Source organism: Streptomyces sp. 3211.6 (assembly GCF_003634815.1).
GTDB classification, from domain to species: domain Bacteria; phylum Actinomycetota; class Actinomycetes; order Streptomycetales; family Streptomycetaceae; genus Streptomyces; species Streptomyces katrae_A.
On record NZ_RBXC01000001.1, the window covers coordinates 4126487 to 4142029 of the forward strand.

Consider the following 15543-nt stretch of genomic DNA (forward strand, 5'->3'; position numbering starts at 1 on the left):
AGCAGCGAGCCCTCCTGCGAGGGATGGTACGACCGCGGGATGGAGCCGGGTATGTCCGTGCCGGGCTCTGCGCGCGGCGGAACCGGACCCCCGCCCCGTGGCCGCGCGCCGGCCGGGCCCCCGCCCGCCCGGTTCACAGCCGGGGCTCCAGCCGGGCGATCCTCCGCAGCGTGTTCGGCATGAACCGGGACATCCACAGGGCGCCCTTGGACTCGGGGGTCACCGGTACCACCGCCCGGTTCTTCACCACCGCCAGCAGGATCGCGTCGGCGACCTTCTCCGGCGGGAAGTTCCGCAGCCCGTACAACCGCGAGGACCGCTCCTGGCGGCGCTTCTCCTCGGCCGCGTCCACCCCCGCGAACCGGGAGGTGGCGGTGATGTTGGTGTTCACGATGCCCGGGCAGATCGCCGAGACCCCGATCGACTTGGAGGCGAGCTCGGCGCGCAGGCACTCGCTCAGCATCAGCACCGCTGCCTTGGAGGTGCTGTACGCGGGCAGGGTCCGGGAGGGGAGGTAGGCGGCGGCGGAGGCCGTGTTGACGATGTGTCCGCCCTGGCCGCGCTCGGCCATCTGCCGCCCGAAGATCCGGCAGCCGTGGATGACCCCCCACAGGTTCACGTCGAGGACCTTCTTCCAGTCCTCCGAGGCGGTGTCCAGGAAGGAACCCGACAGCCCGATGCCGGCGTTGTTGACCAGCACGTCCACGATGCCGTACTCGGCGGCTACCTTCGCCGCGAGCTTCTCCATCGCCTGCTCGTCACTGACGTCGACGCACTCGCCCCAGGCGTCGGCGGCGCCGACGAGCCGGGCCATCTCCGCGGTGCGGGCCGCTCCCTCGCCGTCCCGGTCCACGGCCACGACCCGGGCCCCGGCCTCGGCGAACGCGAAGGCGGTGGCCCGGCCGATACCGCTCGCCGCGCCGGTGACCAGCACCAGCTGTCCCGAGAACCGGTCGGCGTACTTCCCCGGGGCCTTGTGCTCCGGAGCCTTCGCCATGGGCTCCTCCCGGGCGGCGACGAACTCGCCGATCCAGGCCGCCACCTGGTCGGGGCGGGTCCTGGGGATCCAGTGCTTCGCGGGCAGGGTGCGCCGCACGAGGTCCGGGGCCCACCGCTCCAGGTCGTCGTAGAGCCGCTCGGAGAGGAAGGCGTCCCCGGTCGGGGTGATCAGCTGTACCGGTACGTGCGCGTACGCGTCGGCGCGCGGCCGGCGCAGCCTGGGACGGACGTTGTCGCGGTAGAGCCAGGCTCCGTGCGCCGCGTCAGAGGGCAGCGAGGCCGTCGGGTAGGCGCCGCCGGCCGGGACCTCCTCCAGGCGCGCGAGGATCTTCGGCCAGCGCTTGCCCAGCGGGCCGCGCCAGGCGAGCTCCGGCAGCACCGGCGTGTGCAGCATGCCCACGTACCAGGACTTCGAGCCCTGGTTCAGCAATTGCGCGGCCCGGCGCGGGGTGGGCCGTGTCACCCGCCGCTTGATCCAGTGCCCGAAGTGGTCGAGGGAAGGACCCGACATGGAGGTGAAGGAGGCGATCCGGCCCTCGGTCCGGGCCACCGTCGCGAACTCCCAGCCCTGGACGGAACCCCAGTCGTGGCCCACCAGGTGCACGGGCCGGTCCGGGCTGACGGCGTCCGCCACCGCCAGGAAGTCGTCGGTGAGCTTCTCCAGGGTGAAGCCCCCGCGCAGCGGCACGGGAGCCGAAGAGCGGCCGTGCCCGCGCACGTCGTACAGCACCACGTGGAACCGGGCCGCCAGCCGCTCGGCGACCTCCGACCAGACCTCCTTGGTGTCCGGGTAGCCGTGCACCAGCAGCACGGTGGGCCGGTCCGGGTCGCCGAGCTCGACGACGCACAGCTCGATCCCGCCCGTGCTCACCCGGCGCTCGCGCGCTCCCGCCAGTGCCGTACCGCTCATCCCGCTCATGCCGCCTGCTCCTCGGTCCAGCGCCGCACGTGCGGCAGGTCGTCGTCCAGCCAGAACGCGCTCTCCACGGGATCCCGGGAGTCGGTGACCACCAGGATCTCCTCGAACTTCGCACCCGTGCCCCGGAAGCCCAGATGAGGCTCCACCGCCCACAGTCCGGGCTGCGGCGGGTGGTCGGAGAAGTGGTACGGGCTCCACAGCGGGGACCAGCCCTCGCGGTGGCCGTGCAGGGCGTCGGAGGCCAGCCCCTTGAGTGACTGGGTGCCGAACCCGAACGCGGTCGGGGACCAGCGGCGCTCCTTGACCCGGTCTATCTTGTGCGCGATGACCCCGAAGGGATAGGCCCGGTGGCGGTTGGCGTACCCCTGCCGGGTCATCAGCCGTTCGACGTTCTCGTAGATCTCGCGCAGCGGGCGGCGCTCGCGCACCTGCTCCAGGATCAGCGCGCGGTGCGGCCGCAGGTCGGACATCAGCCGGTCCTGCACCGGATTGAGGCCGAGGCTGCCGGAGTAGCCGATGTCGGCCGCGTACCCCCGGTAGACGGGCGCCATGTCGAGGATGAACGGCATCCCCGGCTCCAGCTTCCGGTTGGTCGGGAAGAACTGGAGCGGGATCCTGAAGCCCGCGAAAGCGGTCCGGTCCCCGAACCATGCGAAGGGAAGGTGGAACCAGTCCCGCACCCCGCGCTCGCGCAGCCACTCGCGCTGCATCCGGGCCGCCTCGCGCTCGGTCACTCCGGGGCGGAGCTGGGCCGCCACCGTCTCGGCGCACTCGTAGGCGAGGCGCTGGACCTCCCTGAAGCCGCGCAGCTCGGCGGCGAGCCGCGCGGAGCCCTGTGCGGCGCGTTCCCCGGTGTCCGTGTCCCCAGCCATGCCAGCCGTCCGTCCTGTCAGCCGTACCGCCGAAAGTTGACACTGATGAATGTGACAATGACCGGAGGTGGCGTCAAGGGTCGTGCACGGACCTGTGGACAACCCGCCCCCTCGCCCGGCCGGTGTCAGCCTTCCGTCAGGGTCCGTAGTCCTCAAGGCGGAGACGGGATCCCGCTCCAGGTCTGACGCTCCGCCCGGGCCCCGGCACTAACGTCGAACCCGTGACTGTCATCGCGACCGAAAGCCTGAGCAAGCGGTACCCCCGAGTGACCGCCCTCGACCGGCTCTCCCTGGACATCGGGCCCGGAGTGACCGGGCTCGTGGGTGCCAACGGGGCCGGCAAGTCCACGCTGATCAAGATCCTGCTCGGGCTGTCGCCCGCCACCGAGGGCCGCGCCGCCGTCCTCGGCCTGGACGTCGCCACGCACGGCAGCACGATCCGCGAGCGCGTCGGCTACATGCCCGAGCACGACGCCTTGCCGCCCGACGTCTCGGCCACCGAGTTCGTCGTCCACATGGCACGCATGTCGGGCCTGCCGCCGACGGCCGCCCGCGAGCGGACCGCCGACACACTGCGCCACGTCGGGCTGTACGAGGAGCGCTACCGCCCGATCGGCGGCTACTCCACCGGTATGAAGCAGCGCGTCAAGCTGGCCCAGGCGCTCGTCCACGACCCGCAGCTGGTCCTCCTCGACGAGCCGACCAACGGCCTCGACCCGGTGGGCCGCGACGAGATGCTCGGCCTGATCCGCCGCGTCCACACCGACTTCGGCATCTCCGTCCTGGTCACCTCCCACCTCCTCGGCGAGCTGGAGCGGACCTGCGACCACGTCGTGGTCATCGACGGCGGCAAGCTGCTGCGCTCCAGCTCCACCAGCGACTTCACCCAGACCACGACCACCCTGGCGGTGGAGGTCACCGACTCCGACGCGCACCCGGACGGCACCGCCGCCCTGCGCAAGGCGCTCACCGCGGCGGGCCTGACCCTCCACGCGGGCGAGGAGCAGGGACTGCCCGGAGCCGGCCACGTCCTGCTCGTCGAGGCGACGGGCGAGGACACCTACGACACCATCCGCGACACCGTCGCCGACCTCGGCGTCGGTCTGGTCCGCATGGAACAGCGCCGCCACCGCATCGCGGAGGTCTTCCGCGAGAGCGACCAGTCCGCGCAGCGCAACCACATCCAGCAGTGGGGAGCCGGTACCGATGGCACCTGAGACCTCGACCCAGATCCACAACATCGGCTACCGGTCCTACGACGGCCCCCGGCTCGGCCGCTCCTACGCCCGCACCTCGCTGTTCTCGCAGTCGCTGCGCGGCGCCTACGGGCTCGGTCGCTCGGCCAAGTCCAAGGTCCTGCCGATGATCCTCTTCGCGGTGATGTGCGTACCCGCGCTGATCATCGTCGCGGTGGCCATCGCCGTGCCCGGCTCCACCGACCTGCCGATCAAGTACACGACGTACGCCCTGACCACCCAGGTGGTCATCGGCCTCTACCTCGCCTCCCAGGCGCCCCAGTCGGTCTCGCGGGACCTGCGCTTCAAGACGGTGCCCCTGTACTTCTCGCGGCCCATCGAGCGGGTCGACTACGTCCTGGCCAAGTACGCCGCCATGGCCTCGGCCCTCTTCATCCTCACCGCCACCCCGCTGCTGATCATGTGGATCGGCTCGCTGCTGGCGAAGTTCGACTTCGGTCACCAGACCAAGGGATTCGGGCAGGCACTGGTGTCGGTACTTCTGCTGTCGCTGCTCTTCGCGGGCCTCGGGCTGGTCATGGCCGCGCTCACCCCGCGCCGCGGGTTCGGGGTGGCCGCGGTCATCGCCATGCTGCTCATTCCCTACGGCGCCGTCTCCACCGTGCAGGCGGTCGCCTACGGGACCGGCAACACCGGTCCCATCGAGTGGCTGGGCCTCTTCTCCCCCATCACCCTGATCGACGGCGTGCAGACCGCGTTCCTCGGTGCGACCTCCGCCTTCCCCGGCGGTGAGGGCCCCTCGGCCGGCACCGGCGTCGTCTACCTGCTCGTCATCCTCGGCCTCATCGCCGGCTCCTACGCCGCCCTGATGGCCCGCTACCGGAAGGCCGGGCTGTGACGACCATCGACATCGACCACACCTCCCGCTGGTTCGGGAACGTCGTCGCCGTCAACGACGTGACCATGCGCATCGGACCCGGCGTCACCGGCCTCCTCGGCCCCAACGGCGCCGGCAAGTCCACGCTGATCAACATGATGGGCGGCTTCCTCGCCCCCTCCACCGGCACCGTCACCCTCGACGGCGCCCCGATCTGGCGCAACGAGTCGGTGTACCGGCAGATCGGCGTCGTACCCGAGCGCGAGGCGATGTACGACTTCCTCACCGGCCGGGAGTTCGTCGTCGCCAACGCCGAACTGCACGGGCTGGACGACGCGGCGGCCCAGCGGGCGCTGGCCACCGTCGAGATGGAGTACGCCCAGGACCGGAAGATCGCCACGTACTCCAAGGGCATGCGCCAGCGCGTGAAGATGGCTTCCGCGCTCGTCCACGACCCGTCGGTGCTGCTGCTCGACGAGCCCTTCAACGGCATGGACCCGCGCCAGCGCATGCAGCTGATGGACCTGCTGCGGCGGATGGGCGGCGAGGGCCGCACCGTCCTGTTCTCCTCCCACATCCTGGAGGAGGTCGAGCAGCTGGCCTCCCACATCGAGGTGGTCGTCGCCGGCCGGCACGCCGCGTCGGGTGACTTCCGCAAGATCCGCCGCCTGATGACGGACCGCCCGCACCGCTACCTCGTGCGCTCCTCGGACGACCGGGCCCTCGCCGCGGCCCTGATCGCCGATCCGTCGACCGCCGGCATCGAGGTCGACCTCAAGGAAGGCGCCCTGCGGATCCAGGCCGTCGACTTCGGGCGCTTCACCGAACTGCTGCCCCGGGTCGCCCGCGCGCACGGCATCCGGCTGCTGACCGTCTCGCCCTCGGACGAGTCCCTCGAGTCCGTCTTCTCCTACCTCGTCGCGGCCTGAAAGGAGCTGGCAACCATGTACAACCCGACCGTCGCCCGGCTCACCTACCGGGCCCTCCTCGGCCGCCGTCGCGCAGCGATCCTCTTCGCGCTGCCCGCCCTGCTGCTCGTCATCTCCGTCGCCGTCCGCTTTTTCACCGGGGTGGACGACAAGGTCGCCTCGGAGCTGCTCGGCGGCTTCGCGCTCGCCACGATGGTGCCGCTGATCGGCGTCATCGCCGGGACCGGAGCCATCGGGCCCGAGATCGACGACGGCTCGATCGTCTACCTGCTCTCCAAGCCGGTGAAGCGTCCGACGATCATCATGACCAAGCTGATCGTCGCGATCGCCATCACGATGGCCTTCTCCGCCATCCCCACCCTGATCGCGGGCTTCATCCTCAACGGCAACGGCCAGCAGATCGCCGTCGCCTACACGGTCGCCGCGCTCATCGCCTCGATCGCCTACAGCGCGCTGTTCCTGCTGCTGGGCACCGTCAGCCGGCACGCCGTCGTCTTCGGCCTGGTCTACGCCCTGATCTGGGAGTCCCTCTTCGGCAGCCTGGTCTCCGGCGCGAAGACCCTCAGCGTCCAGCAGTGGGCCCTGTCCCTGGCCGAGAAGGTCGCCGGAGAGGGATACGTGGACTCCAGCGTCGGCCTGCCCACCGCCGTGCTCCTGCTCCTGGCGGTCACCGTCGGCGCCACCGTGTACGCGGGCCAGAAGCTGCGCCGCCTCACCCTGGCCGGCGAGGAGTAGCCCGCCGCACCGGCCCGAAACCGTGCCCCGCCCGGCCCACCGGCCAGGCGGGGCACGGCCGTACGGGGCATCATCGGGGCATGATCGAGCACACCGGACCCGAGCCGTCCAGGCCTCTGCGGGCCTGGATACGCTCCTCGCCCGGCACACACATATGGCTGCTGATCGTGGCCGTGACCAGTGTCGTCGTGGCGATCGCCCCGGACCGGCTCGACCACGTGCTGCTCCACCGCAACAGCAGCAACATCCACCAGCTGGTCAAATACCCTCTGCGGGCCCTGCTGAGCAGTGCCTTCTGGATCGAGAACCCGGCCTCGCTCGCCCTCTACACCCTGCTCTTCGAGCTCTTCCACGCCACCGTCGAACGCTGGCTGGGCACCCTGCGCTGGCTGGTGATCGTCGCGACCGCCCATATCGTCGCCACCCTCGCCAGTCAGAAGGTCCTCCTCATGGCCATCGAGGACAACCGCGCGCCGCACAGCATGACGCACGTCGTGGACATCGGGGTCAGCTACGGGCTCGCGGCCTCGATCGGCGTCCTGACCTACCGTCTCCCGAACCCCTGGAGATGGCTGTACCTGGCCGGAGCCGTGGCCTTCTTCGGGATCCCCCTGCTCACCGGCGGCAGCTTCACCGACCTCGGCCATGCCATCTCGCTGGCCGTCGGGCTGCTGGCCTGGCCGCTGACCCTCCACCCGGAGCCGCACGGGGTCCATGTTTCACGTGAAACATGAGCGCGTGCGCCCGGCCGCGCGGGCGGGGAGAAATTCGCTGGTAAGGGGCGTGCGCCCCCGGCACAGTGGGAGGTGCGGGGAGCAACAAAAAAGGTCCGGGACAGCCACTTCGAGCGCGCCTCACGGCGCGGGCTGTTCCGGACCTTCTTCCATGAACGGGTGTGGCTCAGGCGGCGCCCAGCAGACGTTCCAGCACCACCGCGATGCCGTCCTCCTGGTTGGAGGTGGTCACCTCGTCGGCCACGGCCTTCAGATCGGCGTGGGCGTTGGCCATCGCGACACCGTGCGCGGCCCAGCCGAACATGGGGATGTCGTTGGGCATGTCGCCGAACGCGATCGTCTCGGCGGCCTTCACCTTCAGCCGGCGTGCGGCGAGCGAGAGCCCCGTGGCCTTGCTCAGTCCCAGCGGCAGGATCTCCACTATCCCCGGACCTGCCATCACGATGTCGACCAGGTTGCCGACGGTCTCCCGGGCCACCTTGACCAGCTCGTCCTCGCCCATCCCCGGGTGCTGGATGTACAGCTTGTTGAGCGGAGCGCTCCACACGGCCGCGGTGTCCTCCAGGTAGAGCGCCGGGAGGCCCCCCTGTACCTGGTAGCCGGGCCCGAACAGGACCTCGCCGTCCACCCCGTCCCGGCTGGCGGCCAGCGCCAGCGGACCCACCTCGGCCTCGAGCTTCGACAGGGCCAGACCGGCCAGCTGCCGGTCCAGCGTCACCGAGGTCAGCAGTCGGTGCGCCCCCGCGTCGTAGACCTGAGCGCCCTGCCCGCACACCGCGATCCCCTGGTAACCGAGGTCGTCCAGCACGCCCCGGGTCCAGGGCACGGCCCGGCCGGTGACGATGATGTGCGCCGCGCCCGCCGCGGTGACCGCGGCGAGCGCCTCACGGGTGCGCTCCGAGACGGTGTCGTCGTCACGCAGGAGCGTGCCGTCGAGATCCGTCGCGACCAGCTTGTACGGGAAGGGGGCCGTGCTCACTTGGCGATCGGCTCCAGGACCTCACGGCCGCCCAGGTACGGGCGGAGCACCGGGGGGACCCGCACGGAGCCGTCGGCCTGCTGGTGGTTCTCCAGGATGGCGACGATGGTGCGGGGGACGGCGCACAGGGTGCCGTTGAGCGTGGACAGCGGGGCGGTCTTCTTGTCCTCGCGGTAGCGGATCTGCAGGCGGCGGGCCTGGAAGCCGTCACAGTTCGAGGCGGAGGTCAGCTCGCGGTACTTGCCCTGGGTCGGGATCCAGGCCTCGCAGTCGAACTTGCGGGAGGCGGAGGCCCCCAGGTCGCCGGTGGCGACGTCGATGACCTGGAACGGCAGCTCCAGGCTGGTCAGCCACTGCTTCTCCCACTCCAGGAGCCGCTTGTGCTCGGCCTCGGCGTCCTCGGGCGCGACGTACGAGAACATCTCGACCTTGTCGAACTGGTGGACGCGGAAGATGCCGCGGGTGTCCTTGCCGTACGTACCGGCCTCGCGGCGGAAGCACGGCGAGAAGCCGGCGTACCGCAGGGGCAGCTTGTCGACGTCGATGATCTCGTCCATGTGGTACGCGGCGAGCGGGACCTCGGAGGTGCCGACCAGGTAGTAGTCGTCCTTCTCCAGGTGGTACACGTTCTCCGCGGCCTGGCCGAGGAAGCCGGTGCCCTCCATGGCGCGCGGGCGGACCAGCGCGGGGGTGAGCATCGGGATGAAGCCGGCCTCGGTGGCCTGGGCGATCGCCGCGTTGACGAGGGCCAGCTCCAGCAGGGCGCCGACGCCCGTCAAGTAGTAGAAGCGCGAGCCGGACACCTTGGCGCCGCGCTCGACGTCGATGGCGCCCAGCGCCTCGCCCAGCTCCAGGTGGTCCTTGGGCTCGAAGCCCTCGGCCGCGAAGTCGCGGATCGTGCCGTGCGTCTCGAGGATGGTGAAGTCCTCCTCGCCGCCGACGGGCACGTCCTCGTGGACGATGTTGCCGAGCTTGAGCAGGAGCTGCCTGGCAGCCTCGTCCGCCTCGTTCTGCTCCGCCTCGGCCGCCTTGACGTCGGCCTTGAGCTGCTCGGCCTTGGCCAGCAGCTGGGCGCGCTCCTCAGGAGTGGCCTTGGGGATGAGCTTGCCGAGGGACTTCTGCTCATTGCGCAGTTCGTCGAAGCGCATGCCGGAGGACCTGCGGCGCTCGTCGGCGGAGAGCAGTGCGTCGACGAGGCCGACGTCCTCTCCACGGGCGCGCTGCGAGGCGCGGACACGGTCAGGGTCTTCACGGAGCAGCCGAAGGTCAATCACCCCTCCAGGCTACCGGTCTGGGCTTCCTGGGATCACACCGATATCACGCTGCGTGTCATTATGTCCCGATTGAGGGGAATGCAAATCACTTGCTCCAGTGGCTGGAAGAGGCCCCCCGGGACGACCGATAAAACCGGCCCGATTCCCCGAAAAGGGGCATGGCGGAGGGCGGCGCGCAGGCCCTGATCAGCGCTGAGGGCTCAGCCTTGTCCACAGGAATTCCACCGGGACTCCCCTTATCCACAGGCTGTGTGCCGCATCTGTGGACACGGAATTAGATCAATAGGGGCCCGTGAGGAGCCGTGCCGGTTCAGGGTTCAAACCGCCCTCACACACTCATTCGGGTGGGAATGGCTCGCTCCAAAGAGTTGGTCGGTGATACAGGGGTGACGCCGTTCACCTGCCGCTCCCCAGCGCGAAACCTGCGCCGCCCGACCGATTTGTCGACCTTGTCGTGCCGCTCTGTCGACTTGTCCCCAGGTCTCTCTCTCGCCCTGTGGATAACTCTGTGGAGAAGCGGAAGAGGTGGGGACGGTCTACGCCCGGCCGTCGAGGCAGCGGGCCAGCCAGTCGGAAGCCTCCGTGAAATCGCCATCGGAGGTGCCCGGCCGCGCCGCCCGCACTTCACTCAGAGCGACGCCGGCGCGCGGGTAGGAGCCCAGGAAGCGGACCTGGGGACAGGTCCGGCGCAGCCCCATCAGGGCTTCGCTCACCCGCCGGTCGGAGATGTGCCCCTCGGCGTCCACGGCGAAGCAGTAGTTCCCGATCCCCTCGCCCGTCGGCCGGGACTGGATCAGCATCAGGTTCACGCCCCGCACGGCGAACTCCTGGAGCAGCTCCAGCAGGGCGCCGGGATGGTCGTCGCCCAGCCACAACACCACAGAGGTCTTGTCCGCGCCCGTGGGGGCGGCCGGCCGGGCGGGCCGCCCGACCAGTACGAACCGGGTCTCGGCGTTCTGCGCGTCGTGGATCTCGGTGACCAGCGCTTCCAGCCCGTACGTGGCAGCGGCGAACTCGCCCGCGAAGGCGGCGTCGAACCGGCCCTCCTGGACCAGCCGCGCCCCGTCCGCGTTGGAGGCGGCCGACTCCCACACCGCGTCGGGCAGGTGCGTCCGCAGCCAGTTGCGCACCTGCGGCTGGGCGACCGGGTGCCCCGTGACGGTCTTGATGTCCGACAGCTTGGTCCCGGGCCGCACCAGCAGCGCGAACGCGATGGGCAGCAGCACCTCGCGGTAGATCATCAACGGCTCGCCCGAGGCCAGCTCGTCGAGGGTGGCGGTGACCCCGCCCTCCACCGAGTTCTCGATCGGCACCAGCGCGGCCGCGGCCTCACCGCCCCGCACGGCGTCCAGAGCGGCCGGGACCGACACCATCGGGACGAGCTCCCGGGTGGCGGCTTCCGGCAGGGTGCGGAGGGCCGCTTCGGTGAACGTGCCCTCGGGACCGAGATAGGTGAAGCGCGTGGCCGACATGCGATCAGCCTAATGCCGGGAGGCTCGCCACCGGGGGGCTGTTCACCCTTCGAGCAGCCGCTGCCCGACGTACTCGCCGGCGCGCGGGCCGGGCGGAACGGCGTACAGGCCGCTCGACTCGTGCCGGATGAACTCCGACAGCGCGTCACCCCGGTCGAGCTTGCGCTGGACCGGTACGAACCCGCGCAGCGGATCGGCCTGCCAGCAGATGAAGAGCAGGCCGGCGTCCGGGGTGCCGTCGGGGGCGATCCCGTCGTGGAAGGAGAACGGCCGCCGCAGCATGGCGGCGCCGCCGTTCTGCGCGGGGGCGGAGATCCGCGCATGCGCGTTGGAGGGGATCACCGGCTTGCCGTCGGGGCCGAGCTTGTCCAGGGCCAGGGGCGTGGTCTCGCCGCCGCCGGTCAGGGGCGCGCCGTTGGCCTTCGTCCGGCCGATGACCTGCTCCTGCTGGGCCAGGGACCGCTTGTCCCAGTCGTCCAGCAGCATCCGGATTCTGCGCACGACGGCGTACGAACCCCCCGCCATCCAGGCGTGCTCCGCCGGTCCGGGCCCGGCGGCGGGCACGAAGATCCGCTTGTCGAAGTCGGGGTCCGCGGGCTTCGGGTTCCCGGTGCCGTCGATCTGGCCCATGAGGTTCCGCGCGGTCATCGGGGAGGCGGTGGCGCCGGGGGACCGGTTGAAACCGTTCATCTGCCAGCGCACCCGCGCGGCCTCCCCGGCGTCCCTCTGCACCGCCCGCAGGGCGTGGAAGGCGACGAGCCCGTCATCCGAGCCGATCTGCACCCAGAGGTCGCCGTTGCTGCGCTGGGCGTCGAGCCGGTCCGAGGAGAAGTCGGGCAGCGGATCGAGGGCAGCCGGGCGGCGGGCGGTGAGGCCCGTGCGCTCGAAGAAGGAGTGGCCGAACCCGAACGTGATGGTCAGGGAGGAGGGCCCGGCGTCGAGGGCGATGCCGCTGTCCGACGTCGGGGCGGTCTCTCCCGCCATGAGCCGGCGGGCGGTCTCGGACCAGCGGCGCATCAGCGCGGCGGCCTCCGTACGCCCCGCCCCCGGTGCCAGGTCGAAGGCCAGGACGTGGCCCTTGGCCTGGAGAGGGGTGGTGATGCCCGCCTGGTGATCCCCTTCGAAGGCGACCGCGGTCGCGCCGAGGGAGGAGAGGGCCCCGGCCGCGCCGGGGGCGCCGGCCGGGGAGTCGGTGACCGCCGAGTGCACGAGGGCACCCCCGGTGCCGCCGAGCGCGAGCCCGACGGCGCCCGCGGCGCCGACCGTGCCCAGCAGCCGGCGCCGGGAGATCTCGATGTCGGGGGTACTGGCGGTGCTGCTCTCGGTCACGCTGTTCAGCCGATCTTCACGTTCTTCTGGACGGTCGTCTGGTCGATGTCGGAGGTGCGGACGGTCACGTCGATGCGCCATTCGCCCGCGAGGGGCAGCTGGACCCCGGACGCCGTCCAGTGTCCGGGAGCGTCGCGGTCGGGGGCCACCGGCAGCGGGCCGATCTCCTTGGCCGGGAGGGTGAAGGAGATCTTGACCTCCGGCAGGTCGACGGGCTGGCCGTCGGCGCCGTCCGCCCACAGGTGGAGGGTGTTGGCGCCGACCCGGCCCGGATCGAGCTCCAGCCGGACCGTGCCCTTGCCGTTCTGGCCGCCGGTGTCGTAGGGCAGAGTGATCTTGATGGGCCGGTTGGGAACGGCAGTGGAGGCCGGGCTCCGCCCGGCTTCCTGCTCCACGGCCCGGCCCGGCTCGGTGCTGGTCAGGACGGTGGTGACGGCCAGCAGGACGACGGCCACCGCGGCCTCGGCCAGGACGGAACGGCGCAGCCCCGAGCGGCCCGGGTCGGCGTCGCGGACCTGGTTCTCCAGGGCCTTCTCACGGGCCGCGCGCTGCCGGGCGAGCTGCGCCGCCCGCTTCGGGTCGGTGGGTTCGGCCGGCTCGGCGGCGGCGTCCCCGGCCGTGGTTCCGGTCCCGCCCGCGGTCGCTGTTTCACGTGAAACATCGCCGCCCGCGCCCACCGCGGCCGGCTCCTCGGCCCGGTCCTTGGCCGCCACGTCGGCCAGCCGGGCCGTCCACTTGCGGGAGACAAAGGCGATGCCGACGAGGACGGCCACCAGGGCGACCTTGATCAGCAGCAGTCGGCCGTAGCTGGTGCCGGTCAGCGCCGACCAGCTGCCGAGCTGCCGCCAGGACTGGTAGACGCCGGTGACGGCGAGGACCAGGACGCTGATGAAGGCGACCCGGGAGAAGCGCTGGACGGCCTCCCGCTCGATGTCCGGAGCCTTGTGGAGGGCGACGAGCAGGGCGGTGAGCCCGCCGAGCCAGGTGGCCACGGCCAGCAGGTGCAGGATGTCGGCCGGCATCGCGATGCCGGTCTGGATGCCGGTGGAGGCGTGCTCGGCGAGCGCCCACGTGGCGGCGATGCCCGCGGCCACGACCGTGCCGCCGATACCGAGCCCGAAGGCCAGGTCGCTGCTGTCCTTCGCCTGCTCGGGGCTCTGCTCGCCGGCGTTCTTCTGCCGGCGCGCGTAGGCGCCGAAGAGGACGGCGATGAACAGGGCGGCCGCGCCGAGCAGCAGCAGCCGGGAGATGAAAGACGCCCCGGTCTTGGTCTCCAGGACGGCCTGGAGCCCGTCGAGGTCGAAGGCGTCGGCGAACTTGCCCGACCCGGTGTACGGCGTGCGCAGCACGAGCATCGCCAGCGTGGCGGCGGTGAGGGTGACCCAGCCGCGCACCACCAGCTTCTGCAGCGGGCGTACGCCGGAACCCCGGCGCCAGCACAGCAGGATGAAGGCGGAGCCGCCGACCAGGACGGTGAACCCGGCGTAGGCGGCGTAGCGGGCGATGCCGTACGCGATGCCGACGGGGCCGCCGCCCACCTTCTGGGTGGGCAGGGAGACGGAGGTGGCCGAGGGGGCACCGACGGAGAAGGTGAAGGCGCCGGAGACCGGGTGGCTGTCGGCGGAGACGGCCTGCCAGGCGACCGTGTAGGTGCCGTCGGGCAGTCCCGAGTGCAGGGCGGTCCCGTAGCGGATGACCGATCCGCTGCACATGTTCCGCAGCTCGCCGGTGTCGACGCGCTTGCCCTGGGGGTCCATGACCCGGATCGAGTCGTCACCCATGGCGACCTCCTCCGAGAAGGAGAGGGTCACCTGGGCGGGCGCCGTGGCGACCACCGCCCCGTCCTTGGGGTCGCTCGCGGTGAGTGCGGCGTGCGCCGTGGCCGGGGCGGCCGCGGTGAACAGGGCTGCCAGCAGGGCTGCGAGAACCAGCGCCAGCCGCGGCAGCGATGCCGTGGCGCGGACGCCGAAAGGAGGGGGAGCGGGGGCGGTGGCCGTCATGGCGTGTCAGTTCCTCGGTCCGTCAGTGGGCGGTGGAGTTCTGGGGGTTGTACGTCCGTTCCTTGACGTCCAGCTCGACCTTGACCGGATCGGCCTTCTCGAAACGCAGCTCGACGGTGACCTTGTCACCGACGTTCGGCTTGTTCTTGAGGCCCATGAACATGATGTGGTTGCCGCCGCGCTCCAGGTTCAGCTCGCCGCCCGCGGGCACGTCCATGGACTGCACCTGCTGCATCTTCTGGTCCTTGGTCTCGTGGACCTGCAGATCGTCCGAGAGCGGGCTGGTCACGCCGAGCAGCTTGTCGGCGGTCTTCGAGTCGTTCTTGATGACCATGAAAGCGCCGGCCATCTTGTCGTTGACCGGCTCGGGCATGAACGCCCCGCTGACGGTCATCTTCGGCTTGGCCGACTCCCCTGCCTTCGTTCCGGCGCTCGCGTTCGACGAGGAGTCCGAGCCGGAGGAAGAGGAGGAGCAGCCGGATATGGCGAGCGCGGCCGTCAGGCAGAGGGCGGCGGCGAGGGTGCGGGTGGTGCGGGCGTTCACGGGTTCTGTCCCTTGATGAGCTTCGGAAGGTCCTTGGTGTAGTCCTCGACGGTCGTGCCCTCGCCGTAGAGGACGTAGCCCTCGTCGGTCTTGGGCGAGAACGCGATGACCTGCGCACCGTGCATGGAGACGATGCTGCCGTCGGGTTCCTTCTTGGGGGCCTCGATACCGATGCCGAGGGAGCGGGCGGCGGCCTGGATCTTGCCGAAGTCGCCGGTCAGCCCGGTGAAGGCCGGGTCCTGGGACCTGAGCCACGCGCCGAGGGACTCCGGGGTGTCGCGTTCGGGGTCCGTGGTGACGAAGACGACCTGGAGCTTGTCCTGGTCCTCCTTGGGGAGCGCCTTCTTGGCGACGGCGATGTTGCTCATCGTCAGGGGGCACACGTCGGGGCAGTTGGTGTAGCCGAAGTAGATCAGCGTCGGCCGGCCCTTGGTCTGCTCGCGCAGGTTCCACGGCTTGCCGGTGGTGTCCGTGAGGACGAGGTCCGGCTTGTCGAAGGGGCGGTCGAGTACGGTCGCGGCTCCGGCCTTCTTCTCGCCGGTGATCTGGGTGACCGACGCGCTGTTCTTGGCCGGCTCACTGCCGCAGGCGGTGAGGGTGAGCGCAGCCGCCGCCGCGAGGGCGGCGACCGTCACACGTGTGGTGCGCATATGGAGATGTCCCTGGGATCGGGGATGGTGCGGA

The 15543-nt window shown here is 70.9% G+C and carries 14 protein-coding genes; 5 read left to right on the plus strand and 9 right to left on the minus strand.

Annotation, left to right across the window (positions count from 1 at the left end; translation table 11 throughout):
• Positions 1 to 133: 133 nt before the first annotated feature.
• Both BX286_RS19020 and BX286_RS19025 read right to left on the minus strand, forming a co-directional pair.
• Positions 134 to 1909, minus strand: a complete 1776-nt coding sequence (locus tag BX286_RS19020; RefSeq protein WP_100864170.1) for an SDR family oxidoreductase — start codon at positions 1907 to 1909, stop codon at positions 134 to 136.
• A 5-nt stretch (positions 1910 to 1914) separates the two neighbouring features.
• Complete coding sequence (locus BX286_RS19025) at positions 1915 to 2790, minus strand: M24 family metallopeptidase (protein WP_121015583.1); 876 nt, start codon at positions 2788 to 2790, stop codon at positions 1915 to 1917.
• A 221-nt stretch (positions 2791 to 3011) separates the two neighbouring features.
• On the opposite strand from BX286_RS19025, the gene BX286_RS19030 reads away from it, so the two are divergent.
• From BX286_RS19030 to BX286_RS19050, 5 genes are all read left to right on the plus strand, one after another.
• Positions 3012 to 4007 carry an ABC transporter ATP-binding protein gene (locus BX286_RS19030; RefSeq protein WP_079428718.1) on the plus strand — a complete coding sequence of 332 codons (996 nt, stop codon included), beginning with the start codon at positions 3012 to 3014 and terminating at the stop codon, positions 4005 to 4007.
• The gene (locus tag BX286_RS19035; protein WP_079428720.1) at positions 3997 to 4884 is read left to right on the plus strand and encodes an ABC transporter permease subunit; all 888 of its coding nucleotides are present in this window, start codon (positions 3997 to 3999) and stop codon (positions 4882 to 4884) included. The genes BX286_RS19030 and BX286_RS19035 overlap by 11 nt, the downstream gene beginning before the upstream one ends.
• Positions 4881 to 5792: an ABC transporter ATP-binding protein gene (locus tag BX286_RS19040; RefSeq protein ID WP_079428722.1), complete on the plus strand. Its 912-nt coding sequence runs from the start codon at positions 4881 to 4883 to the stop codon at positions 5790 to 5792. Before BX286_RS19035 ends, BX286_RS19040 begins: the two co-directional genes overlap by 4 nt.
• A 15-nt stretch (positions 5793 to 5807) precedes the next feature.
• Positions 5808 to 6527, plus strand: coding sequence for an ABC transporter permease (locus BX286_RS19045; RefSeq protein WP_121015585.1), 720 nt, complete (start codon positions 5808 to 5810; stop codon positions 6525 to 6527).
• An 80-nt stretch (positions 6528 to 6607) separates the two neighbouring features.
• Positions 6608 to 7261, plus strand: coding sequence for a rhomboid-like protein (locus BX286_RS19050; RefSeq protein WP_079428726.1), 654 nt, complete (start codon positions 6608 to 6610; stop codon positions 7259 to 7261).
• Positions 7262 to 7427: 166 nt separating this feature from the next.
• On the opposite strand, the gene BX286_RS19055 is transcribed toward BX286_RS19050, so the two are convergent.
• From BX286_RS19055 to BX286_RS19085, 7 genes are all read right to left on the minus strand, one after another.
• Complete coding sequence (locus tag BX286_RS19055; RefSeq protein ID WP_079428728.1) at positions 7428 to 8240, minus strand: HAD family hydrolase; 813 nt, start codon at positions 8238 to 8240, stop codon at positions 7428 to 7430.
• On the minus strand, positions 8237 to 9514 hold the full coding sequence (gene serS, locus BX286_RS19060) for a serine--tRNA ligase (RefSeq protein WP_079428730.1): 1278 nt from the start codon (positions 9512 to 9514) through the stop codon (positions 8237 to 8239). Before serS ends, BX286_RS19055 begins: the two co-directional genes overlap by 4 nt.
• Before the next feature lie 536 nt (positions 9515 to 10050).
• Positions 10051 to 10986, minus strand: coding sequence for a prephenate dehydratase (pheA, locus tag BX286_RS19065; protein ID WP_079428732.1), 936 nt, complete (start codon positions 10984 to 10986; stop codon positions 10051 to 10053).
• A 42-nt stretch (positions 10987 to 11028) separates the two neighbouring features.
• On the minus strand, positions 11029 to 12396 hold the full coding sequence (gene efeB, locus BX286_RS19070) for an iron uptake transporter deferrochelatase/peroxidase subunit (protein WP_237292971.1): 1368 nt from the start codon (positions 12394 to 12396) through the stop codon (positions 11029 to 11031).
• Positions 12321 to 14315 carry a copper resistance protein CopC gene (locus BX286_RS19075; protein ID WP_121015587.1) on the minus strand — a complete coding sequence of 665 codons (1995 nt, stop codon included), beginning with the start codon at positions 14313 to 14315 and terminating at the stop codon, positions 12321 to 12323. The genes efeB and BX286_RS19075 overlap by 76 nt, the downstream gene beginning before the upstream one ends.
• Positions 14316 to 14337: 22 nt before the next feature.
• Positions 14338 to 14859, minus strand: coding sequence for a copper chaperone PCu(A)C (locus tag BX286_RS19080; RefSeq protein WP_079428738.1), 522 nt, complete (start codon positions 14857 to 14859; stop codon positions 14338 to 14340).
• Complete coding sequence (locus BX286_RS19085; protein WP_079428740.1) at positions 14856 to 15509, minus strand: SCO family protein; 654 nt, start codon at positions 15507 to 15509, stop codon at positions 14856 to 14858. Before BX286_RS19085 ends, BX286_RS19080 begins: the two co-directional genes overlap by 4 nt.
• Positions 15510 to 15543: the final 34 nt, after the last annotated feature.